Raw genomic sequence first — 21816 nt, 5'->3', positions numbered from 1 at the left:
CCACGGTGGTAACGATCTGCAATATAGCTGAGCAGGCTGTGACCACCCGGTCACAGCCTGCTCGAAGCTGCCTCAGCAGCAACCGCCGGGGGCGATCGTGGCCGCGGTGGGAGGCTCTTTCACCGCTGCCTCCACGTCGGCGAGCATCCGCTGCCGCGCGGCCGGTGAGATCACCCGGCCGCGGGTGATCACGGTGTGGATCCGGCGGGTGTTGCGGATGTCGGTCAACGGATCCGCGTCCAGAACGACGAGATCCGCGATCTTCCGGGGTTCGACCGAGCCGAGGTTCGCCCGCAGACCGAGGAACCGGGCCGGCTCGACGGTGGCGGCGTACAGGGCCTGGCGTGGTGTCGCACCGGCGCCGACGAGGTGCTCGAGCTCGTCGTGCAGGGCGAATCCGGGGACCGAGTACGGCGTCCCGGTGTCGGTGCCGGCCAGGATCGGGACGTCGTGGGCGAACAGTTCGGCGACGAATCGTTGCCGCCACGCCCACATCTGGTGCTGGCGGGCGATCTCCTCGGCCGGGCGGTTGGGCCTGTAGAGGTTGTTGAGCGCGTAGTCGTAGCTGAAGACTGCATCGGCGCTCAGGTACTTCGCCAGCGCGGGATCGAGGGCCGCGTAGTCCGGCTGGTCGAGCACGGTGTGCATGGTGAGCGTCGGCGTGACCCGGGTTCGGTTGCGTCGCAGCGTTCCGAACACGTCCGCGGCCCGGGCCCGGCTGAAGGTGTTCGCCGCGATCCACTCGATCGGGTGCAGTTGCCGGAACCAGGCGTTGTAGTCGCCGGCTGTCACGGTGATGTCGCGGACCATCCGCCGTACCTCGGCCTCCCGGGTGGAGACGGCGAGGCCGAGCGAGTGGATGTGCTCGATGCTGCGCTGTCCGGCGTTACTGACCTCTTTCGAGGTGAGCTGGTCAGGCCCGTGGCCGTGGACGGTCAGCCCGTTCTTGCGGGCCTCGTCGAGGATCGCGGCGTACGACGCGGGGCTCAGGCGCGAGTAGACCTTGACGAAGTCGGCCCCCTCGGCCTTGAGCCGCCGTACGGCGGCCCGCGCGGACGGCTCGTCGTCGACCACGATGACCTGGATCAGGTTCGGGTCCCACAGGGTGGGGTCGCCGTCGATGATGTTGCTCGCGACCACCATCCGGGGTCCGAGCAGGGTGCCGGCCTCGATCCGGTCGCGCCAGTCGTACAAGGCCGGATTCGTGCCGGCCATCTCGCGGATCGTGGTGATTCCGTTCGCGAGGTACAGCGGGGGAGAGACCCGCTCGTCGCCGAGGCTGTGGACGTGCATGTCGGCCAGGCCGGGGATGACGAACTTCCCGGCCAGGTCGAGCTCGACGGCACCACGCGGGACCGGGAGGTTGCGGCCGACGCCGATGATCCGGTCGCCGCTGATCAGGACGGTCTGGTGGCGGTCGCGGCGGCCGGTCGCGACGTCGATGACAGTGACATTGGTGAGCGCGGTGATGGCGGTCCGGCCGATCGCGGCGACTGCCGGCGCCGGGGCGGCGGTGAGCGAGCCTCCCGCGATGACAGCGGCGCCGGCGGCGGTACGGGCGAGGAACTGACGACGAGAACTGTTCATGCCCTTCACTATTCTCGTCGCGCCGGCGCGGGTCAGGGGGTGCAGACCGCGCATCCCAGGTAGGGGAATGTCTACCGCGGCACGTACTCTAGGTGGCTGTCATGCGTACTTATGAGGTCCGCACCTACGGGTGCCAGATGAACGTCCACGACTCCGAGCGGCTGCGCGGCCTGCTGGAGGACGCGGGCTATGTCCGCGCGCCCGAGGGTGACCAGGCCGACGTGGTTGTCTTCAACACCTGCGCGGTCCGGGAGAACGCCGACAACAAGTTGTACGGCAACCTCGGCCACCTGGCGCCGGTGAAGGCCAAGAAGCCCGGTATGCAGATCGCCGTCGGCGGCTGCCTGGCGCAGAAGGACAAGGCCACCATCACCAAGAAGGCGCCCTGGGTGGACGTCGTCTTCGGCACCCACAACATCGGCTCGCTGCCGGTGCTGCTGGAGCGGGCCCGGGTGCAGGAGGAGTCGCAGGTCGAGATCCTCGAGTCGCTCGAGGTGTTCCCGTCCACGCTGCCGACCCGGCGCGAATCGCCGTACTCGGCCTGGGTGTCGATCAGCGTGGGCTGCAACAACACCTGCACGTTCTGCATCGTCCCGGCGCTGCGTGGCCGGGAGAAGGACCGCCGGCCGGGCGACGTACTGGCCGAGGTCGAGGCGCTGGTCGCCGAGGGCGTGCTCGAGGTGACCCTGCTGGGGCAAAACGTGAACTCGTACGGCGTCGAGTTCGGCGACCGCTACGCCTTTGGCAAACTGCTCCGCGCCTGCGGCACGATCGACGGACTCGAGCGGGTCCGGTTCACCTCGCCGCACCCGCGGGACTTCACCGCGGACGTGATCGAGGCGATGGCCGAGACGCCGAACGTGATGCCCTCGCTGCACATGCCGCTGCAGTCCGGCTCGGACCGGATCCTGAAGACGATGCGCCGGTCCTACCGCCGCGACCGCTACCTCAAGATCATCGAGGACGTGCGGACGGCGATGCCGGACGCGGCGATCACCACCGACATCATCGTCGGCTTCCCGGGCGAGACCGAGGAGGACTTCCAGGGCACGCTCGACGTGGTCCGGCAGGCCCGGTTCTCGGGTGCGTTCACGTTCCAGTACTCGAAGCGTCCCGGTACGCCGGCCGAGTCGATGGAGGACCAGATCCCGCGCGACGTCGTCCAGGATCGGTACGAGCGACTGGTCGCGTTGCAGGACGAGATGGCCTGGGGAGAGAACAAGAGGATCGTCGGGCGGTCGCTCGAGGTGCTCGTGGCCGAGGGGGAGGGGCGCAAGGACGCCGCCACCCACCGGCTGAGCGGCCGGGCTCGCGACAACCGGCTCGTCCACTTCGCCCTTCCCGAGGGTGTCCAACCGCCGCGACCGGGTGACGTGGCCACGGTCGAGGTCACCTACGGCGCCCCGCACCACCTGGTCGCGGATGTCTTCGGCTCGGTACGACGTACGCGCGCCGGCGACGCATGGGAGCGGACGCAGGACGCACCAGCCACCGCGGGCACGCCTGGCGTCATGCTGGGGATGCCGACGATCGGTGCGAAACCGCTGGAGCCGGCGGTCGGCGGCTGCCAAGCCGGGTGAAACTTCCCGAGGATGCCGAGCCGTTCGCGGCGGGGCGGGACGCTGACGTCTACTCCCTCGACGACTCCTGGGTGTTGAGGCGCTACCGCGACGGGCACCCGGTGCGGGACGAGGCCGACTTCATGCGCCACGTCGCGAAGTACGACTACCCCGTGCCCGCGGTGCGCGAGATCGACGGCCCGGACATGGTGATCCAGCGACTCGACGGCCCGACCCTCGGTGACGCCGCGCTGGCCGGTAACCTCAGCGCGACCGAGGTCGGTGAGATCCACGCCGATCTGCACCGCCGCCTGCAGGCGATCCCCGCTCCCAGCGGTACGCCGGGCCTGGTCGTCGTCCACGGTGATCTCCACCCGCTCAACGTGATCGCGACCGCCGACGGACCGGTCGTCATCGACTGGCGCAATGCGGTCGAAGGGACGGCGGCGTTCGACGTCGCGATGACCGCGATCATCTTCGCCCAGGTTGCGCTCGATCCGTCGTTCGAAGCGCTGTCTCCGCTTCTGCGCGAAGCCCTGGGCGCCTACCTCGCCAACTCCATCGATCCCACCCCGGGTCTCGCCGACGCGCTCGCCGAACGCGGGCGCAACGTCACCCTTACGCCTGCGGAGTTGGCGTTGCTGCCCGCGCAGGACGAGCTGATTCGGTCGTATCTCTAGGCGTTCAGGAACTGCGACGGTTTCAGGGCGCGGGTGACGATGCGGAGTTCGCCGATGTGGCCGGCGAAGGCTTGCTCGATCACGTTGTCGTAGTGGTTGGCGCCGACCAGCCACGGCCTGCCCGCGGTCGCGAGCCCGTTGGATGGAGTCGCCGGGTTGCGGAGCAGCGGTGACGAGTCGACGTACAGGGTGGAATGCCGTCCGTCGTTGACGACCGCGAGGTGGAACCACCGCCCGGGGACCTGCTCGTGACCCCAGTTGGTGAAGGTGTCGTTGCGGTCGAGTGGGTACACCGCCCACTGCAGTTGGCGACCGCCGGAGAAGGCGAGGTTGACGACCGGCTCGGACGGGTCGCTGCCGGTCTTGCCCGCGTCCGCGCCGGTGCCCATCCGGCTGAGCAGTCCCTCCCAGGCGTGGTCGGCGCCGTCGTCGGCCAGCTTCACGAAGGCCTCGATCGTGTAGCCCTTCGTGAACGTCATCGTGTTGAGCGGCGCGTTGTCCGCCGTACGCAGGTAGCCGCCGCGGGCCGGGTTCTTGCCGCCGGCAAACAACCAGCTGGCGTGCCCGGGCTGGTCCGGGTGGAACTCGGCGGACGCGCTGAGCCCGTTGTCGGAGAGCTGCACCCGCGTGAGGTGGTTGCCCTGACCCGAGTGGTCGGTCACCTGGTCCGACAACGGTCCGTCGAATCTCCAGTACGCCGCTGTGCCCGCAACGACGAGCTGCTTCGCCGGCCGGGCCGGGCGGACCGGGATCGCGGCGAACCCGGCGAACCGCTGCTCGAAGTCGATCGGGACGCTGAACCGGTTGGTGTCGTCGGTCAGCTCGATCTCACCCTCGGCCAGCTCACTGCGCCGGGCCGGGTCCTGGTCGAGGATCCACGGCGCGATCGTCTCGACGTCGATCGTGTTCCGGGCCAGGTCGAAGTGGTAGAGCCGGATCATCGCCGATCCGCCGTAGTACCGGTCCTGGTAGTTGGTCAGGTGCAGGTGGACGTCGTTGCCGGCGGCATTCTTCCGGACCACCCGGCCGGGGGGCCAGAAGTGCCCGTTCAGGGTGAGGAAGATCTGGTCGTTGTCCTGCACCAGCTGGTCCCAGACCCGGTTGCCGTGGTCGGTGAAGTAGGCCACCGGGTTGCCGTGGTCGGCGTTCACGAGCTCGTGCGTGGTCAGGATGACGGGCAGCCGCGGGTGCGCCGCGATCACCCCGCGGGCCCAGGCGAAACTCGCGTCGGACGGCCGCCAGTCCATTGCCAGCAGCAACCACTTCCGCCCGGCCGCGCGGAACACGTGGTAGCTGTTGTAGCCGTTCTGGGTGGAGCCGCCGTACGTCGCCATCCGGCGGAACCGCTGCGGGCCGAACGTCCGCAGGTACGCCGAATCGCCGCGAGTGTCGTCCTTGGACGCGTCGATGTCGTGGTTGCCGGCGAGCACGGAGTACGGCATCCGGGCCCGGTCGAGGACCTTGAACACCGGGTCGGCCTGGGCGAACTCGGATGCTTGTGCGTTCTCCACCACGTCACCGAGGTGCGCGGTGAAGACGATGTTCTCGGCCGACCGCTGGTCGATGAGGTACTCGAAGCTCGCGATCAGCGGTGCCGCATCGCCACGGTCGAGGTCGAACAGATACTGCGTGTCCGGTACGACGGCCAGCGTGAAGCGCGGGTGCTCGGTGTCGGCGCTTGTTGCGGCGGCTCGTGTTGTCGTGGCGGTCGCCTTCGTGCCGGACGCCGTGGCCTCGCCGGCGGTGAGCACGCCGGGTGCGATCACCGCACCGGCACCGAGTGCGCCCGCTTGCAGAAGCCGCCGCCGGCTCGTCCCGTCGTACTGCTCGTCCATCCCGCCTCCAGAGCTCTCTGACACAGCAGGAAACTCTAAAGCGGTTCAGCTCCTCGGTCGATGAACACGAGAAGAACCCTGGGCGGTTGGGGTGATCAGAAACCTTGCACGATCACCGCGGGGAGTCCATCGCCGTGCAGCCCGGCCAGAACGCGGGCCTCGTGCGGCACCACCGGATCAGGCAGTTTGTCGAGCGCGAACCAGTCAAGGGCGTCAGCCTTCCCCGGCTCCATCAACCGCGGCTCACCACTCCAGGTGGATGCGGTGAAGAAGAAGTCCACCCGCTCGTCGATCGGATCCCCGTTCCCACCGGTCCGATGCATCGCGGTCACCGGCACCAGCTCGGCCGGATCGATCTCCACCCCGACCTCCTCCCGCGCCTCCCGAATCGCCGCGTCGAACACCGACTCATCCTTCTCCACATGCCCGGCCGGCACCGCCCAGTACCCATCCATGTAGCCGGTGTTGGCCCGCAGCAACATCAACACCTCATCCGCCCGCCGCAACACCACATAAGCCGCCGGCACCACCCGAAACCGATCCATACAAGCACCCTAACCAGCCCCGCCGACAACCCTCAGATCACCCACAAACGGGCACCGCCTTCGGCGGCGGCAGTTCTTTCTCCGCCTCCGGTGGGCCGCGCACTCGTGACGCGGACCAATGTGATGGGCGAGCGGACTGTGCACAGCGGGCGGACGGTGAAGGGACACCGCCTTCGGCGGCTGTTGTTTCGCGCCTTCGGCGGGTCGCGTACTCGTGATGCGAGCCAGTGTGGTGGGCGGGCGGGCTGTAATCAGCGGGCTTTCGTGTCTCTCGCTCAGGCCGCCGCCCGTGGGCGTCGTCCACAGCTGGTTCGCGCATGGTGGTGGGCGCGTCTGCGAGTCGCGGCGCCGCCGGAGGCGGCCAGAAGGTCGGCCGCGCCGGAGGCGTGTCCTTTGAGGCAGTTGCCGGAACATGCTGAAGGGCCGCGACCTGGTGGTCGCGGCCCTTCAGGGGTGGTGCTCAGGCGGGGCGGTTCGGGTTGTCGGGGATGTCGTCGTTCTGGCCGTCGAGGCCGTCCAGGCGCTCCTTGGCCTTCTCGACACCCTGGTCGATCTTGTCGCCGTACTTGCCGCCCGTCTTCTCGTCGACGAAGTCACCGGCCTTGTCCAGACCGCCGCCGACCTTGTCGCCGTGCTGGTCGACCAGGTCACCGGCCTTGTCCTTCAGTTCGTCGGCCTTGCCCTTGAACCTGTCGAAGATGCCCATCTCGGGGCTCCCATTCCTGCGTAGTTGAATGCTTACAGACAGCTAGCGGTGATCTTCGCATCTGCTACGCCGGAACTGTGGGATCTCCGCGAGTGCCCTGCGGACGGGCTCAGACGCCGCCCGACCCTGGTTCGGACTCTACGTCCCCACCGGACTCGATGTCGCCACCCGACTCCACATCGCCGCCGGACTCGACATCGCCGCCGGACTCCACGTCCCCACCACTGCGCTTCGCGGCGTCGAGCCCCTCGTCGCCCCCGAGCCCCAAGGCTTCCTTCGCCTGGTCGGTTTCTTCCTCGAACGGATTGGTCACGTTGTTCCTCCCGTAGATGTGTTGCGATCTGCAGTGTTCCTACCGAACAACCCGGGTCATCCACAAGGTCAGTGGCACGCTCTTGGCACAGTCTTCAACAGCGGCCCGACCGGGGTGGTGGGGTGGGGACGGACAGATCACTGCCAGACTGGACCGATGGCCGAACCACTCGTCGTCGCGGTCGTCGGCCCGACCGCGGCCGGCAAATCCGACCTGTCCGTTGCCCTGTGCAAGCGCCTGAACGGCGAGGTGGTCAACGCCGACGCGATGCAGGTCTACCGCGGCATGGACATCGGTACGGCGAAGATCAGTACGGCGGAACGCGACGGCGTACCGCATCACCTGCTCGACATCCTCGACGTGACCGAGACGGCGACCGTGGCCGAGTTCCAGCAGTTGGCCCGGGCCGCGATCGACGACTGCATCACCCGTCAGGTGGTCCCGGTGCTGGCCGGCGGCTCGGCACTGTACGTCCGGGCGATCCTCGACGACTTCGTCTTCCCCGGCACCGACGCGAAGGTCCGGGAGCGGCTCGAACGAGAACTCGACGAGATCGGGTCCGGAGCACTGCACCGGAAACTCGCCGAGCAGGATCCGGCCGCGGCCGCGCAGATCCTGCCGAGCAACGGGCGGCGGATCGTGCGGGCGCTGGAGGTCATCGAGATCACCGGCGGTCCGTACGTCGCGACGCTGCCCGAGCATCACTACGTCTACCCGGGTGCGGTGCAGGTCGGTCTCGACGTACCGCGGCCGGAGCTGGACGAGCGGATCGGCCGCCGGGTCGACCGGATGTTCGACGCGGGTTTCGTGGCCGAGGTGCGAGATCTGCTGAACAAGGGTTTGCTTGACGGGAAGACGGCCAACCGTGCCCTCGGCTACTCGCAGGTGATCGCGATGCTCGACGGTGAGATCAGTGAGCAGGAGGCGCGGGAGCGGACCGCGCAGTCCACCCGCCGGTTCGCGCGGCGGCAGGACTCGTGGTTCCGTAAGGACCAACGCATCACTTGGCTCCGGTACGACGACCCCGATCTGGTGGAGAAGGCACTTTCAGTGCTGAGTAAATCGAAGTTGGCCGAAGGCAACCGACAGGGGAGCGGCGGCGTAGTCGGGGTGGAAGAAGGCCTGGGGGCCGTCGATGCGAGGGGGTGACCGTGAGGCCGGGTTCCGTGAGTACCTGCTCGCGGACCGAACCCGACTGATGAGGACGGCACTACTGCTCACCGCGGGTGACGTGCATACCGCGGAGGACCTGGTTCAGACCGCCTGCACCCGGGTGTACGTGCACTGGCACCGGATCCGGCACGAGGGCGCCGGGCCGTACGCGCACCGCATCCTGGTCAACGCGTTCCTGGACGAGCGCCGCCGGGCCGGCCGCCACCCGGAGGTGGTGACCGCGGAGACGCTCGAGCCGAGGCTCACCGACGAGGTGGACCCGGTCGACACCCTCGCGGTCCGGCGGGCGTTGCTGGAGCTCGCGCCGCGGCAGCGCGCGGTCCTCGTACTGCGGTACTTCCAGGATCTCGACGTGGCCAGCTGCGCGCGGATCCTGGAGTGCACCGAGGGCACCGTGAAGAGCCAGACCGCCAAGGCCTTGAAACGACTGAAGGATCTGATGAGCGAGGAAACGGATCCTGCGACGGGGAGTAGCTGAGAAGTGGACGAGGTAAGGAAGCTGCTGGAGGGGTTCGCCGACCAGGCGGCCGACGGACTCCCGGCCGCGGACATCGACGCGGATGTCGCCCGCGGCCGGCGCGCCCTGCGCCGGATCAAGCGGCGGCGCCGGGTGACCGGCGTGCTGTGCGTCGCCGCAGTGTCGGCCGCCGTACTGGCGATCGGCGACCAGGTGAAGTGGTGGAACAACGGCAGTACGGAGGTCGCGTCCGGCGACGGTGAGAAGACCGCGACGGCGACAGCTCCCGAGACCGCGACGCCGACGCCGATGATCGCCGAGGGCAGTGAGTCGATCTCGACGTACGCCGGTCAGCTGGTCGAGCTGGTCGCCAACCGGCAGCCGTGGAACACCATCGGCTGCTCACTCACTCCGAAGGGCTGGACCGCGGAGACCCCGATCGCCGAGGACCGTGTGGTGCTGTCCGGGCCGACGGTGCGGACCGCGGACGCGGCCACCAAGGTGGTGCTGCAGACGGCCCCGGCGGCGAAGAGCCTGCGGGCGGTCCGGATCACCGATGCGGGTGGCAAGAGCTTCCACATCGGGACGTTGAACGGCCGCCTCGCCGGTCAGGTGCAGCTGGACGGCCAGTGGCTCCTGGTCGAGCTCCCGGCCGGCACCCTGGACTGGAACGACGGTCTCCTGCAGCAGTTCATGGCTTCCTGCACCGTCAACTAGCCGCGCCAGAACTGGCGCCACCGCCGACTTCGGGATAGGCAAGGGCTTGTCCCTGTACGTCGACGCCCGCGGGAGTATCCGGTGACACTGAAGAAGCTGGTCGCATCCCTGTCTGCTGGTGCACTTGTCCTGTCCGCCGTGACGGCCAGTTCCGCCGCCGCACACAAGTCCGAGCCGCCGGTCAAGACTCCGACCTCGATCGGGTTCGGCGGCGCCGTCTCCTCGGTCGACCCGGAGGCGACGAAGATCGGGCTGGACGTGCTGCGACGTGGCGGCAACGCGGTCGACGCCGCGGTGGCCACCGCGGCCGCGCTCGGGGTGACCGAGCCGTACTCCGCGGGGATCGGCGGTGGCGGGTACTTCGTCTACTACAGCGCCAAGAAGCGCAAGGTGTACACGATCGACGGTCGCGAGACCGCGCCGGCGGGGATGAAGATCGACTCGTTCGTCGACCCCGCCACCGGTCAGCCGCGGCCCTTCGCGCAGTTGGTGACGTCCGGGCTGTCGGTCGGCGTACCGGGAACGCTGGCGACGTGGGATTCGGCGCTGCGTCAGTGGGGTTCGCTGTCCCTGCGCAAGGCGCTGAAGCCGGCGGCGGATCTCGCCGATCGCGGGTTCGTGGTCGACCAGACCTTCCGGCTGCAGACGCTCGACAACAAGCCCCGGTTCGCCCAGATCGTGCCGACCGCCAAGCTGTTCCTGCCCAACGGCGACGCACCGCTGGTCGGCTCGGTGTTCAAGAACCCCGAGCTCGCCGACACCTACCAGCTGATCGGGAAGAAGGGCCCGTCGGCGTTCTACGGCGGACCGCTCGCGGCGGAGATGGCGGCGACGGTGCAGAACCCGCCGAAGACGGCGAACGCCGAGCTGCCGGTGTTCCCCGGTCTCCTCACCACCAGCGATCTGGCGAAGTACAAGGTGATCGACCGGGATCCGACCAAGGTCCGGTACGACGGTCTGGACGTCTACGGCATGGCGCCGTCGTCGTCCGGTGGGACCACGGTCGGGGAGGCGCTGAACATCCTCACGCCGCAGCGCATCCGGCAGATGACGACTCCGCAGGCGCTGCACACCTACCTCGAGGCGTCGGCGCTGGCCTTCGCGGATCGAGGTGCGTACGTCGGTGACCCGGCGTTCGTGAACGTCCCGACGAAGGAACTGCTCTCGCGTGGCTTCGGCGCCGAGCGGTCCTGCCTGATCAGCCCGACCAGCGCGTTGGTCAAGCCGCAGCCGGCGGGCTCACCGGATGGCTCGTACTCGCCGTGTACGCCTGGTGTCGCGACCACCGAGCGGCCCGACTCCGAGGGTCTGTCGACGACGCACCTGGTTGCCGCGGACAAGTGGGGCAACGTCGTCTCCTACACACTGACGATCGAGCAGACCGGCGGCAGCGGCATCACGGTCCCCGGTCGCGGCTTCCTGCTGAACAACGAACTGACCGACTTCTCCGCCGCGCCCAACCTAGCTGACCCGAACCGGATCGAGGCGGGCAAGCGGCCGCGGTCGTCGATGTCGCCGACGATCGTGCTGCGCGGCGGCAAGCCGTTCCTGGCGCTCGGTTCGCCTGGTGGCTCGACCATCATCACGACCGTCCTGCAGACTCTGACGAACCGGCTCGACCGCGGCATGACCCTGCCTGAGGCAGTCGCCGCGCCGCGCGCTTCCCAGCGCAACACCCCGGCCGTGACGGCCGAGCAGGCCTTCATCAGCTCGCCGGCCACAGCCGAGCTGATGGCGCTCGGACATACCTTCGTACCAGCAGGCGCACCAGGCACGTCGGCCGCCGAGATCGGCGCGGTCGCGGCGCTGGAGTTCCTGCCCGGCGGAGCGATCCTGGCGGCGGCCGAGCCGACGCGTCGAGGCGGTGGATCCGCGGGGACTGTCAAGCAGTTGTACCCGCGCTAAAGATTCGTGATGATCGCGGCGACCAGGGCGGCCCGTTCGGCCAGGCTCGCCGCGATCACCTGCTCGTGGACGGCGTGGGCGCCCTTCCCGCGGGGGCCCAGGCCGTCCAGAGTCGGCACACCCAGCCAGCCGGTCAGATTGGTGTCGGCGGCACCTGAGGCCGCCCCACCGCCGACCTGCTGACCGACGGAACGCCCGGCCGCGGCGACCGTGTCGAGCAGCCGGGAGGCGGCCTCCGACGGTTGCCAGGCCGGCCGGTTCGACAGCACGGACACCTCCAGTACGGCGTTATGTCGTACCGGCTGGAGGCCTTTCACAGCATCGAGCACGGCGCGCTCCGTCTCCGGATCGACGAACCGGAACCCGAGATCGGCCGACGCAGTCCCTGGTACGACGTTCGTCCGCCCGCCACCCGTGATCGTGCCGACGTTGCACAGCACCTCGTCGTACCCGGCCACGAGGGCGCGAACGGCGATCAGCTGATCGACGAGCTCGTCGATCGCGGAGACACCGCTGCTGGTGTCGAGTGCCGCGTGCGCCTCCCGGCCGGTCACCTCGATCCGGACCCGGCTGCTGCCGCGGCGCGACGTCTTCACGTCGCCGTTCGGATGCGGCGGCTCCAGACCGAACGCGGCCAGCACGCCGGCCGACTCGGCTGTCACGAGCTCACGCGCTGAGGGCGAGCCGATCTCCTCGTCAGCGGTGACCACAACCCGCACCGGACGGTGGTCGAGGTCGGCGATCTGCTCGAGGGCCGTCTCCAGGACGACGAGCCCGCCCTTCATGTCGAAAACGCCCGGGCCATGGATTACGCCGTCCTGTTCCCGCCACGGCATCGCGTCCCGCAGTTGGCCGATCGGCCAGACCGTGTCATGGTGCCCAAGGAAGAGCAGAGGTGCTTCCGCGGCGCGTGGACCTCGGCCGGGGAAGTCGGCGACGACGTGGTCGCCGGTCGGCGCCGGTACGCGTCGGGCGGTGCCGCCGAGTTCGCCGTACCGAAGCACGAGGCGGTCGGCGAAGGCGTTCAGCGCTTCCACCGCACCGGTCGGGGTCTCGTGCTCGACGTACTCACGCAGCCGATCGATCATCCTCATGGATAGTCAACGTATCATCATTCGGTCATCGATTGACTCCCTCTGAACAGGAGGGATTTACTCAATACAGCATCAAGATCCGTTACGTATCTTTGAGGGGTTGTCGTGAGGTTCCGTCCGGTCACACTCACCACCGCAGAGCGGTTCGCGGAGGCGGCTGTGCTGTACCGCGAGGTGTTCGGCTACCAGGACCCGGACTACGCCCTGAACCCGCGGCTGCTCGGTGCGCTGGTGAGCAACGGCGGCTCGGTCGTCGGCGTACTGGACGAGGACGATCGGCTCGTGGCCTTCGCGTACGGCTTCTGCGGCACCGACCGGCGCGGTTTCTACCACTACTCGCAGTCGGCCGTGGTCGCCGCGGACCAGCAGGGCCATGGACTGGGCCGCCTGCTCAAGCACACCCAGCGCGAGGTGGCGCTCAGCCACGGCATGAGCCGGATGCGCTGGACCTACGATCCGTTCCAGATCCGCAACGGACACTTCAACCTCGACGTGCTCGGCGCCCGCGGCCGGTGGTACGCCCCGGACATGTACGGACCGGGTGGCGACCGGCTGATCGTCGAATGGGACCTGCGCGCTGAGCCGCCGGCGCGCGAGGACCTCGAGCTGGATCTGTCCGAGGCCGACTGGGGAATCCTGGGCGGCGCCGGGGACCGCCCGTTTCTGGCCCTGCCGGCCGACCCCGCCGACGTCACGACCGAGGTCGCCGAGCGGGTCCGTCAGGGCTTCGCCGATCTGCTCGGCAAGGGGCTGGCCGCGGAGTCCTGCCGCCGGCTGTCGAACGGGACGGCGGTCTACCTCTTCGGGACGGTGGGCGATGTCTGAGGACCTGACGGCACGCAACCGCGAGCTGGCCAGTCCGCACGAGCGGTACGACGCCCGCCTGCAGCGACGCTCGTCGACGCAGTTGCAGCGGCGCGTGGTCGAGCAGGAGCGGGCCTCGATCGAGGCGGCACTCGACCAGATCCTGGCCGACGATGCGATCGCCCAGGCGGCGGCCCGGATCGTGGCTGCCCGCCGGCGCTTCATCGTCGGCTCGGCCAAGTCGTTCTCGTACGCGTCACTGCTCGCCTTCGACCTCAGCGCCGGCCTGTCCCAGGTGACGCTGATCGACGGCACGGTGGTGCGCGGCGTCGACGTCCTGTCCGATGTGCGGTCGAGCGACCTGATGGTGGCGTTCTCGCTGCGCCGGTACCGCCGCGACACGGTCGAGATCGCCCGGCAGTTCGCCGAGGCCGGTGGTGAACTGGTCGCGGTCACCGACTTCGAGGACGCGCCGCTGGCGAAGATCGCCGACCAGTGCATCTACGTCGCGACCGGCAGCGCGTCGTACGTCGACTCGCCGACCGTCGTGGCCTCCGTGCTGCACGTGCTGGCGACCCTGACCACGGCGAGCGCGAAGGGCGCCCGCCGGCGACTCGGCGAGCGCGACCGGTTGAACACGGAGCTGGGACTGTATGTCAACTGAGCTGCCCGGACGCGATGAGCTGTCCAAGTATGTAAAGGTCACCGCTGCCCGGCTGCACCGAGTCAGAATGCCGCTGGTGCACGCGTTCCGCACCAGCTCGCACCGCAAGACGCAACTGGACCACATCCTGGTCGAGTTGGAGGACGCGTCCGGAGCGATCGGTTGGGGCGAGATCGCGTCGCCGTCCGATCCGTACTACGCGCCGGAGACGGTCGAAACGTGCTGGCACATCGCCGAGCATCACCTGCTCCCGGCCGTGCTCGGGAAGCCGTGGGAGCGACCGGAGCAGGTGGCGCAGTTGTGGGCCAAGGTCCGCGGCAACCAGTTCGCCAAGGCCGGTGTGGACGTGGCAGCCTGGGTGCTGTGGGCAGCTGTGCACGAGGTCCCGCTCGCGCAGGCACTCGGCGGGACCCGGGGCGAGGTCATCGCCGGGGTGTCGCTGGGGATCGAGCCGACGATCGGCGACCTGCTCACCGAGGTACGACGGCAGGTGGCGGCGGGCTACCCGCGGATCAAGCTGAAGATCGCGCCGGGGTGGGACGTCGAGCCGGTGCGCGCCGTCCGGGCCGACTTCCCGGACCTGGATCTGCATGTCGATGCCAACGGCATCTACACCGAGTCGATCGAGCACCTGACCGCGCTGCGTGCCCTCGACGAGTTCGAGCTGACCATGATCGAGCAGCCGTTCGCGCCGCGGAACCTGCTCGCCCACGCTCGTCTGCAGCCGCATCTGGTGACACCCATCTGCCTGGACGAAAGCGTGGAGACGCTCGACGACCTGGAGACAGCGCTGTCGATCGAAGCCCTACGGGTGCTGAACATCAAGGTGTCACGGATGGGCGGGCTCACTGCCGCCCGGGCCGCCCACGACCGGGCTCAGCAGGCCGGCATCCCGGTCTGGTGCGGCGGCATGCACGAGTTCGGCATCGGCCGGGCCGCCAACGTCGCCCTCTCCAGCCTCCCCGGGTTCACCCTCCCATCGGACGTGTCCGCCTCGGAGAAGTACTACGCCCGGGACCTGATCAACCCACCCGTCAGTGCCGAGCACGGCGTCGTACAGGTGCCCAAGGCAAGCGGTCTGGGTCATACCGTCGACACTGAGCTGATCGCGGCGAACACCGTCGCCACGCTGTCCTTCTGACAAGAACAGGAGCGGTTCCATGCGCACGGCACTGACCGGTGGGCAGGTGGTGGACGGTACCGGTGCGGATCCGGAGGCCGCGACGGTTCTGGTCGAGGGCGGACGGATCGCCGCCGTACTGCCACCCGGCGCCGACGTGCCCGGAGCTGAGGTGATCGATGCCATGGGCAACATTGTCGCACCGGGCTTCATCGACCTGCACTCGCATGCGGACTTCACCGCGCAGACCTCTCCGGATGCGAGCACGCAGCTGTATCAGGGCGTGACCACGCTGGTCACCGGGAACTGCGGCTGGTCGCCGTACCCGATCACGGACCTCGACCAGATGAAGGCCGGTACGGCGTTCCTGGCGCCCGAGCACGACTGGTCGTGGCGGGACACGCAAGGCTTCGCCGGCGCGGTCGAGCGCGACGGACTCGCCGTGAACCTCGCCCTCCAGGTCGGCCACTCGTCGCTCCGGCTCGCGGTCATGGGTGGTGCCGAGCGGGCACCGTCACCGGACGAGTTGCGGCAGATGCAAGACCTCCTGCGCCAGGCTGCCGACCAGGGAGCGGTCGGGTTCTCGACCGGGCTGATCTACGCGCCGGGCACGTTCGCCGATGCGGACGAAGTGGCTGCGTTGGTCGCGACCGCGGGGGAGCGCGGCCTGCTCTACTCGACGCACATCCGCAACGAGGGCGCCCATCTGCTCGAAGCGCTCGACGAGGCGATCACAGCCGCGCGGGCTGGTGGTGCCCGGTTGGAGGTCTCCCACCTGAAGGCTGCCGGCCGAGCGAACCATGGCCTGGTCACCGCTGCACTCGAACGTCTCGACCAGGCGCGGGCCGATGGGTTGGACGTTGCCTGGGACGTCTATCCGTACACGGCCTCGAGCACGACTCTGACCGCCTGGTTGCCCGCCTGGGCGATGGGCGGCGGCACCGCCTCGCTACTAGCCCGTCTCGCGGATCCAGTCGAACGGGAGCGGATCGCCGCGGAGATGCGCACCGCCGCCCAGTTCGACCCGCAAGCCCTCGTGATCGCATCCCTGCCGCCCGGGCGGTACGAGGACAGCCGTGGGCTCAGCGTCGCCAAGATTGCACTGCGCGACGAGGTGGATGACGCCGAGGCCGTGCTCCGGGTGCTGGAGCATCACGACGCCGCGGTCAGTGTGGTCAACCACGCGATGAGCGAGGACGACGTCGTGACGGTACTGCGGCATCCCTGCACCAGCGTGGCGAGCGACGGCTGGATCCTCAGCGCCACCGGTTCAGGTCACCCGCATCCACGCAACTTCGGGACTTTCCCGCGCGTCCTCGGCCGGTACGCCCGGGACCTCGGTGTGCTCACGTTGCCGGAGGCAATCCGCCGGATGACCTCGCTGCCCGCGTCCAGGCTGGGCTTCGACGACCGTGGCGTGGTGAAGCCGGGTGCGGTCGCGGATCTCGTCGTACTCGATCCAGAGCAGGTCGCGGATCGGTCGACGTACGACGATCCGTGGCAGCTGTCGGTCGGAATCGAGCACATGCTCGTCGCGGGCGAGCCGGTGCTGGCGGACGGCGTACCGACGGGACGGCGGCCGGGGCGAGTGCTCAGGTCCGCTTGAGGCGCTTGGGTGCGGTCGGCAGCGGGGGAGGAGCCGACGCCGGCTCGTCCACGGTCGTCTCCAGCCATCCGTCGTACTCGGTCAGGAGTTCATCCAGTACGGCGTGATCAGTGTCCTGGAGTACGACGAGCCACGGATGGTCCTCGTCGTCGTCCTCACCGTGGAACCGTCCACGTCGTACGACACCGTTCAGCCGGGTCGCCACCGCTTCGGCGTCCTCCTGCTCCCAGAAGTAGGCGATCTGCTCCACGGTGCACACACTACGATCTCCTTATGGGCGAGCAGAGCGAGGCCATCATCAAACACAGCGAGCTTTGCTCATCCGCGCCCGGAGCGAAGCGAGGACGTGGATGAGCACCTTCCCCTGGCTGAAGGGGCACGGCACCGAGAACGACTTCGTGCTGCTGCCCGACCCCGACGGATCGATCCACGGGGAGCTGGACGCGAGCCTGGTGCGATTTCTCTGCGACCGGTACGCCGGGATCGGGGCGGACGGCGTCCTGCGGGTGATCGAGGGCGGCAAGCAGTCGTACGTCGAGGACGGCGGCGACTGGTTCATGGACTACCGGAACTCCGACGGCTCGGTCGCGGAGATGTGCGGCAACGGGATCCGGGTGTTCGTCCGGTACCTGGTCGACGCCGGGCTGGCCGGGGACAAGCCGGTGCGGGTCGGGACCCGTGCCGGGATCAAAGAGGTCGTGCTGAACGACGACGGCACGCTGACCGTGGACATGGGCGAGCCTGTGCTGCCCGGTCCGGCGGGCATCGTGGTGGAGGCCAACGGCCACCAGTGGCCGGCCGTGCACGTCGACATGGGGAATCCGCACGCCGTCGCCTTCGTCGACAACCTGAACGAACCCGGTCATCTGGTCGACCAGCCGGTGTGGACCCCGACCGAGGCCTTCCCGTCCGGCGTGAACGTGGAATTCGTCGTACGCAAGGGTCCGAACGAGGTTTCCATGCGGGTGCACGAGCGCGGGGCGGGGGAGACGCGGTCCTGCGGGACGGGTACGTGTGCCGTGGCGGTGGCCTCGGCCCGGCAGGCTCGGCAGGAGCGGCCGGTTACTTACCGTGTCGGCGTACTGGGTGGTTCTGTCACCGTGACGTGGCGGGAAGACAACCACCTGGAGATGACCGGACCGGCCGTCGTGCACGCCCGCGGCGACTTCGATCGGGCCTGGTTGCCTGCCTGAAGGGGAATTCCGGCCGGGCGTGGGGCGTTGACGTCTGAAATCGGGTCGCTTGTACTGGTGGCCCGTGCCACGATGGAAGGTATATGACGACCCATTCGAACTTTTACGACGAGACCACCGACGTCGAAACCGACCTGCTCCAGGGCGATGACTCCGGCGATTCGTTGACGGGTCATGACTCCGAACTCAACCCGGACCTCAGCACCGAGGGCCTCGAGCTCGAGGAACGCCAGGCGCTGCGCCGCGTCGTCGGCATGTCGACCGAGCTGACCGACATCAGCGAGGTCGAGTACCGCAAGCTGCTGCTCGAGCGGGTGCTGCTGGTCGGCGTCTGGACCGAGGGCAGCGCCGAGGACGCGGAGAACTCGCTGGCCGAGCTGAAGCTGCTCGCCGAGACCGCCGGTTCCGAGGTGCTGGACGGCGTGATCCAGCGGCGGAAGAAGCCGGACCCGGCGACCTTCATCGGTTCCGGCAAGGTGTCCGACCTGCGCAACCTGGTCGCGTCGCTCGGCGCGGACACGGTGATCGCCGACGGCGAGCTGGCCCCGGCGCAGCTGCGCAACCTGGAGGACAAGCTCAAGGTCAAGGTGGTCGACCGGACCGCGCTGATCCTGGACATCTTCGCCCAGCACGCGAAGAGCAAGGAAGGCAAGGCCCAGGTCGAGCTGGCCCAGCTGCAGTACATGAAGCAGCGGCTGCGTGGCTGGGGTGGCAATCTGTCCCGCCAGGCCGGTGGACGCGTCGGCGCGGCCGGCGGCGGTATCGGTGGCCGTGGTCCCGGTGAGACCAAGATCGAGACCGACCGGCGCCGGATCAACACCAAGATCGCCAAGCTGCGCCGCGAGCTGAAGTCCATGAAGGGCACCCGCTCGACGCTGCGGCAGGAGCGCCGCCGCAACTCGATCCCGTCGGTCGCGATCGCGGGCTACACCAACGCGGGCAAGTCCTCGCTGCTGAACAGGATCACCGGCGCCGGTGTCCTGGTCGAGAACGCGCTGTTCGCGACCTTGGACCCGACCACCCGCCGGACCACGACCTCCGACGGCCGCGTGTACACGTTCACCGACACCGTCGGCTTCGTCCGGCACCTGCCGCACGACATCGTCGAGGCGTTCCGGTCGACGCTGGAGGAGGTCGCGGACGCGGACCTGCTGCTGCACGTGGTGGACGGTTCGCACGCGGACCCGCTGGCGCAGATCCAGGCGGTCCGCGAGGTGCTGCACGAGATCGGCGCCGACGACGTGCCGGAGATCATCGTGATCAACAAGGCCGACGTCGCGGACCCGATCGCCCTGGCACCGATCCTGCACCGCGAGTCGCGTGCGCTGGTGGTCTCGGCACACACCGGCGAGGGCATCGACAAGCTGCGCGCGCTGATCGAGGCGTCACTGCCGCAGCCGGACGTTTCTGTCGACCTGCTGCTGCCGTACGAGCGCGGCGACCTGGTCTCCCGGATCCATTCCGAGGGCTCGGTCGAGCAACTCGATCACACTGCCGACGGCACCCGGGTCACCGCTCGGGTTCACCCGAACCTGGCCGGCGACCTCACGCCGTACGAGGTCACCAAGACCGCCTGATCACTGCAACGAGAGAACCGGCCGGTGGAGTTTCCACCGGCCGGTTCTCTTTGTGTGTCAGAGGGTCCGCAGGTCGATCGTGTCGGCCATCAGCTGGTAGCCCGCGTCGTTCGGATGCAGGTGGTCTCCGCTGTCGTAGCGCGGGGCGATGCGCTCCGGGTCCTTCGGGTCGGCCAGTGCCCGGTCGAAGTCCGCCACGGCGTCGAACTCGCCGGAGTGCCGGATCCAGTGGTTCAGCGCGTCCTGCTTGGCCGCGGCCTTGGCGCTGTAGTGGTCCGATCCGGCCAGCGGCAGGAGGGTCGCGCCGATCACCCGAACACCGCGCGAGTGAGCATCCCGGATCAGCTGCCGGTATCCGGCGATCAGTTCGGCCACCGATACGTCGGGTGCGGGCTTGTAGGTCGGGGTGTCGCTCTCGCTGAAGCCGATGTCGTTGACGCCCTCGAGGATGATGACCGTCCGGACGCCGGCCTGTTCCAGCACGTCCCGGCGGAACCGGTTCGTCGACTTCTCGCCGTACCAGGCCGAATCATTGACCACCAGGTTGCCGCCGATGCCCTGGTTGACCACCGCGGTGTCCCGGCCGGCGGCGCGCAGCCGGTCGGCGAGCAGGTCGGGGTACCGGTGGTTGGCGCCGGCCGTCGAGGCGAAGCCGTCGGTGATCGAGTCGCCGAAGGCAACCACCAGATCGCGCTTGCGGCGCGCGGCCGTGTCGATCCCGCTCAGGTAGTACCAGGACCTGGTGCTCGCGGTGAACGCCGCCGGTCCGTTGTCGGCCCGGCGATCACCCTCCGCCCGGTACGTCGACGTCCACGCCTGCGAGTGGAACGTCGCCGGACCGGTCGTGTCCTTCAGGTAGAGGCTGACGGTGACGGACTCGGCAGCCTTGACCGGGAACTCGACCGGATCGGAGACCAGGTCCGTGACCGCCGGGATCTCGAACGAGCCGCGGCCGCGGACGGTGAGCCTGGTCGTCGTTCCTGGCACGATCGCAGCGCCACGACCGGCCCGGGCGATGGTCGCACCGGTCACGCGGAGCGGGCTGGCGCCGTACCGGTTCGACAGATGGATCCGGACGCTGTCGCCTCCGGTGGTGAGCCGGACGACCTGGCGGACGGTCTGGTCGGAGAAGCCCTCCTCGGACCAGTTCGGGCCGAAGCCGGCGCTCGGCCGCTGGGGGGACGCGGCCCAGCCGGCGGTCCAGTGCCGGCCGGATTCCTGGCTGTGAGCCGAGTTGTTGTCGTGGCTCGTGGCCGCGGCCGTCAGCGGGACCAGGGCCAGTACGGCGGATGCCGCGACCACATGTTTGAGACGCATGGTGCAGTCCTTTCTGGGCAGGCAGCAGCGACTCGGCTGCACCGGTGCGCCGAGTTGGTGCCTGAGGAGATGCGGCCCCAGCGGCCGCGGACAGAGGTCAGCTGGGTTTCGGTGTGGTGCTGCGCTCGAGCAGCTCGAAGGCGGCCGCCGACGGGGTGCCGGTGGGCGCGGTGTACATCAGCAAGCGGTGAGCCGAGCCGTCGGGGAACTGGACGACCTCGAATCCCAGCTCGAGCCGTCCGACCTCTGGATGCTGGAAGAGCTTCGTGCCGAAGGAGCAGTTCAGCACCGAGTGGCCCGACCACAACTGGGCGAATTCAGAGCTCTTCATCGACAGCTCACCGATCAGCTCGGCCAGGTACCGGTCGTCGGGATGCCGGCCGGCGACCAGGCGCAGCGAGGCCACGGACCGCTCGGCCTCCAGCTCCCAGTCGGCGTACAGCTCCCGCGTATGCGGATCCAGGAACAGCATCCGGGTCAGGTTCGGCCGGGTCTCCACCGAGCACGGGCTGTGCTCGTCGTAGTGGCCGGCCAGCAGCCGGTGGGCCGTGGAGTTCCAGGCCAGTACGTCGCTGCGCCGGTCCATCGCGATCGCGGCGACCCCGCTCATCGCGCTCACCAGCCGGCGCGTGCCTTCCCGGGCCGGCTCCGGCTCCTCGGCCTTCGGCCGCGGATGGTTCGCCGGGCGGGCCAGGTTGCGCAGGTGCGCCGCTTCGTCGTCATCCAGGCGCAGCGCCCGGGCGATCGCCAGCAGGATCTCGTCGGACGCCTGCTGGCTGTGACCCTGCTCGAGACGGGTGTAGTAGGTCATGCTCACCCCGGCCAGCTGGGCCAGCTCCTCGCGCCGCAGGCCGGGCACCCGGCGGGCGCCGTACGAGACCATGCCGACGTCCTCCGGCTGCAACCGGGCTCGCCGGGTGCGCAGGAAGTGCCCGAGTTCGGTCTCCACGAGCTTCATGGTAAG

General features: G+C 69.0%; 21 protein-coding genes. 12 read left to right on the top strand and 9 right to left on the bottom strand.

The window, feature by feature from the left end; genetic code table 11:
* Positions 1-72: 72 nt before the first annotated feature.
* Positions 73-1587, bottom strand: a complete 1515-nt coding sequence (locus ACGFIF_RS22340; protein WP_393156915.1) for an amidohydrolase family protein — start codon at positions 1585-1587, stop codon at positions 73-75.
* Positions 1588-1688: 101 nt separating this feature from the next.
* Here ACGFIF_RS22340 and miaB point away from each other — a divergent pair, with 101 nt between their 5' ends.
* Together miaB and ACGFIF_RS22330 are read left to right on the top strand one after the other, a co-directional pair.
* On the top strand, positions 1689-3167 hold the full coding sequence (miaB, locus tag ACGFIF_RS22335; protein ID WP_393156913.1) for a tRNA (N6-isopentenyl adenosine(37)-C2)-methylthiotransferase MiaB: 1479 nt from the start codon (positions 1689-1691) through the stop codon (positions 3165-3167).
* Entirely contained in the window at positions 3164-3826 is a 663-nt protein-coding gene (locus tag ACGFIF_RS22330) for a phosphotransferase (RefSeq protein WP_393156912.1), read from the top strand. Before miaB ends, ACGFIF_RS22330 begins: the two co-directional genes overlap by 4 nt.
* Here the strand turns inward: ACGFIF_RS22330 and ACGFIF_RS22325 are convergent.
* The 4 genes from ACGFIF_RS22325 to ACGFIF_RS22310 form a co-directional block, all read right to left on the bottom strand.
* Positions 3823-5685 (bottom strand): LamG-like jellyroll fold domain-containing protein, encoded by a 1863-nt coding sequence (locus ACGFIF_RS22325; protein WP_393156910.1) that lies wholly within the window; start codon positions 5683-5685, stop codon positions 3823-3825. The genes ACGFIF_RS22330 and ACGFIF_RS22325 overlap by 4 nt on opposite strands.
* A gap of 71 nt (positions 5686-5756) precedes the next feature.
* A complete protein-coding gene (locus tag ACGFIF_RS22320; RefSeq protein WP_393156909.1) occupies positions 5757-6206 on the bottom strand; it encodes an NUDIX domain-containing protein in 450 nt (149 codons plus the stop codon).
* Between the two features lie 460 nt (positions 6207-6666).
* On the bottom strand, positions 6667-6912 hold the full coding sequence (locus ACGFIF_RS22315) for an antitoxin (protein ID WP_393156908.1): 246 nt from the start codon (positions 6910-6912) through the stop codon (positions 6667-6669).
* Between the two features lie 109 nt (positions 6913-7021).
* Positions 7022-7225 (bottom strand): hypothetical protein, encoded by a 204-nt coding sequence (locus ACGFIF_RS22310; RefSeq protein WP_393156905.1) that lies wholly within the window; start codon positions 7223-7225, stop codon positions 7022-7024.
* A 156-nt stretch (positions 7226-7381) separates the two neighbouring features.
* Between ACGFIF_RS22310 and miaA the strand changes: the two genes are divergently transcribed.
* The 4 genes from miaA to ggt all read left to right on the top strand — a co-directional run bounded on the left by miaA (position 7382) and on the right by ggt (position 11477).
* Positions 7382-8374 (top strand): tRNA (adenosine(37)-N6)-dimethylallyltransferase MiaA, encoded by a 993-nt coding sequence (miaA, locus tag ACGFIF_RS22305; protein WP_393156904.1) that lies wholly within the window; start codon positions 7382-7384, stop codon positions 8372-8374.
* Positions 8361-8876: a SigE family RNA polymerase sigma factor gene (locus ACGFIF_RS22300; RefSeq protein ID WP_393156903.1), complete on the top strand. Its 516-nt coding sequence runs from the start codon at positions 8361-8363 to the stop codon at positions 8874-8876. Before miaA ends, ACGFIF_RS22300 begins: the two co-directional genes overlap by 14 nt.
* Before the next feature lie 3 nt (positions 8877-8879).
* The gene (locus ACGFIF_RS22295) at positions 8880-9572 is read left to right on the top strand and encodes a hypothetical protein (RefSeq protein ID WP_393156902.1); all 693 of its coding nucleotides are present in this window, start codon (positions 8880-8882) and stop codon (positions 9570-9572) included.
* A gap of 81 nt (positions 9573-9653) precedes the next feature.
* A complete protein-coding gene (ggt, locus tag ACGFIF_RS22290; RefSeq protein ID WP_393156900.1) occupies positions 9654-11477 on the top strand; it encodes a gamma-glutamyltransferase in 1824 nt (607 codons plus the stop codon).
* Here the strand turns inward: ggt and ACGFIF_RS22285 are convergent.
* Positions 11474-12571 (bottom strand): M20/M25/M40 family metallo-hydrolase, encoded by a 1098-nt coding sequence (locus ACGFIF_RS22285; protein ID WP_393156899.1) that lies wholly within the window; start codon positions 12569-12571, stop codon positions 11474-11476. The two genes, ggt and ACGFIF_RS22285, sit on opposite strands and share 4 nt — an antisense overlap.
* 105 nt (positions 12572-12676) lie before the next feature.
* Between ACGFIF_RS22285 and ACGFIF_RS22280 the strand changes: the two genes are divergently transcribed.
* Genes ACGFIF_RS22280 through ACGFIF_RS22265 form a run of 4 tightly spaced genes read left to right on the top strand, consistent with a single transcriptional unit; the run spans position 12677 to position 16765 of the window.
* The gene (locus ACGFIF_RS22280) at positions 12677-13396 is read left to right on the top strand and encodes a GNAT family N-acetyltransferase (RefSeq protein ID WP_393156898.1); all 720 of its coding nucleotides are present in this window, start codon (positions 12677-12679) and stop codon (positions 13394-13396) included.
* Positions 13389-14039 carry a MurR/RpiR family transcriptional regulator gene (locus ACGFIF_RS22275; protein ID WP_393156897.1) on the top strand — a complete coding sequence of 217 codons (651 nt, stop codon included), beginning with the start codon at positions 13389-13391 and terminating at the stop codon, positions 14037-14039. Before ACGFIF_RS22280 ends, ACGFIF_RS22275 begins: the two co-directional genes overlap by 8 nt.
* Entirely contained in the window at positions 14029-15180 is a 1152-nt protein-coding gene (gene menC / locus ACGFIF_RS22270; RefSeq protein WP_393156895.1) for an o-succinylbenzoate synthase, read from the top strand. The genes ACGFIF_RS22275 and menC overlap by 11 nt, the downstream gene beginning before the upstream one ends.
* A 19-nt stretch (positions 15181-15199) precedes the next feature.
* Complete coding sequence (locus ACGFIF_RS22265; RefSeq protein ID WP_393156894.1) at positions 15200-16765, top strand: amidohydrolase family protein; 1566 nt, start codon at positions 15200-15202, stop codon at positions 16763-16765.
* On the opposite strand, the gene ACGFIF_RS22260 is transcribed toward ACGFIF_RS22265, so the two are convergent.
* Positions 16752-17015, bottom strand: a complete 264-nt coding sequence (locus tag ACGFIF_RS22260; protein ID WP_393156891.1) for a hypothetical protein — start codon at positions 17013-17015, stop codon at positions 16752-16754. The two genes, ACGFIF_RS22265 and ACGFIF_RS22260, sit on opposite strands and share 14 nt — an antisense overlap.
* Positions 17016-17115: 100 nt before the next feature.
* Here ACGFIF_RS22260 and dapF point away from each other — a divergent pair, with 100 nt between their 5' ends.
* Together dapF and hflX are read left to right on the top strand one after the other, a co-directional pair.
* Positions 17116-17958, top strand: a complete 843-nt coding sequence (gene dapF / locus ACGFIF_RS22255) for a diaminopimelate epimerase (RefSeq protein WP_393156889.1) — start codon at positions 17116-17118, stop codon at positions 17956-17958.
* Positions 17959-18041: 83 nt separating this feature from the next.
* Positions 18042-19535: a GTPase HflX gene (gene hflX / locus ACGFIF_RS22250; RefSeq protein WP_393156887.1), complete on the top strand. Its 1494-nt coding sequence runs from the start codon at positions 18042-18044 to the stop codon at positions 19533-19535.
* Between the two features lie 57 nt (positions 19536-19592).
* On the opposite strand, the gene ACGFIF_RS22245 is transcribed toward hflX, so the two are convergent.
* Entirely contained in the window at positions 19593-20852 is a 1260-nt protein-coding gene (locus ACGFIF_RS22245; protein WP_393156886.1) for an SGNH/GDSL hydrolase family protein, read from the bottom strand.
* Between the two features lie 97 nt (positions 20853-20949).
* On the bottom strand, positions 20950-21801 hold the full coding sequence (locus ACGFIF_RS22240) for a helix-turn-helix transcriptional regulator (protein WP_393156885.1): 852 nt from the start codon (positions 21799-21801) through the stop codon (positions 20950-20952).
* Positions 21802-21816 lie beyond the last annotated feature (15 nt).

Source organism: Kribbella sp. NPDC049174, assembly GCF_043197365.1.
GTDB lineage: Bacteria > Actinomycetota > Actinomycetes > Propionibacteriales > Kribbellaceae > Kribbella.
Note: the sequence above shows the minus strand (reverse complement) of the source record. Positions and strands in the feature narration are given on the sequence as shown.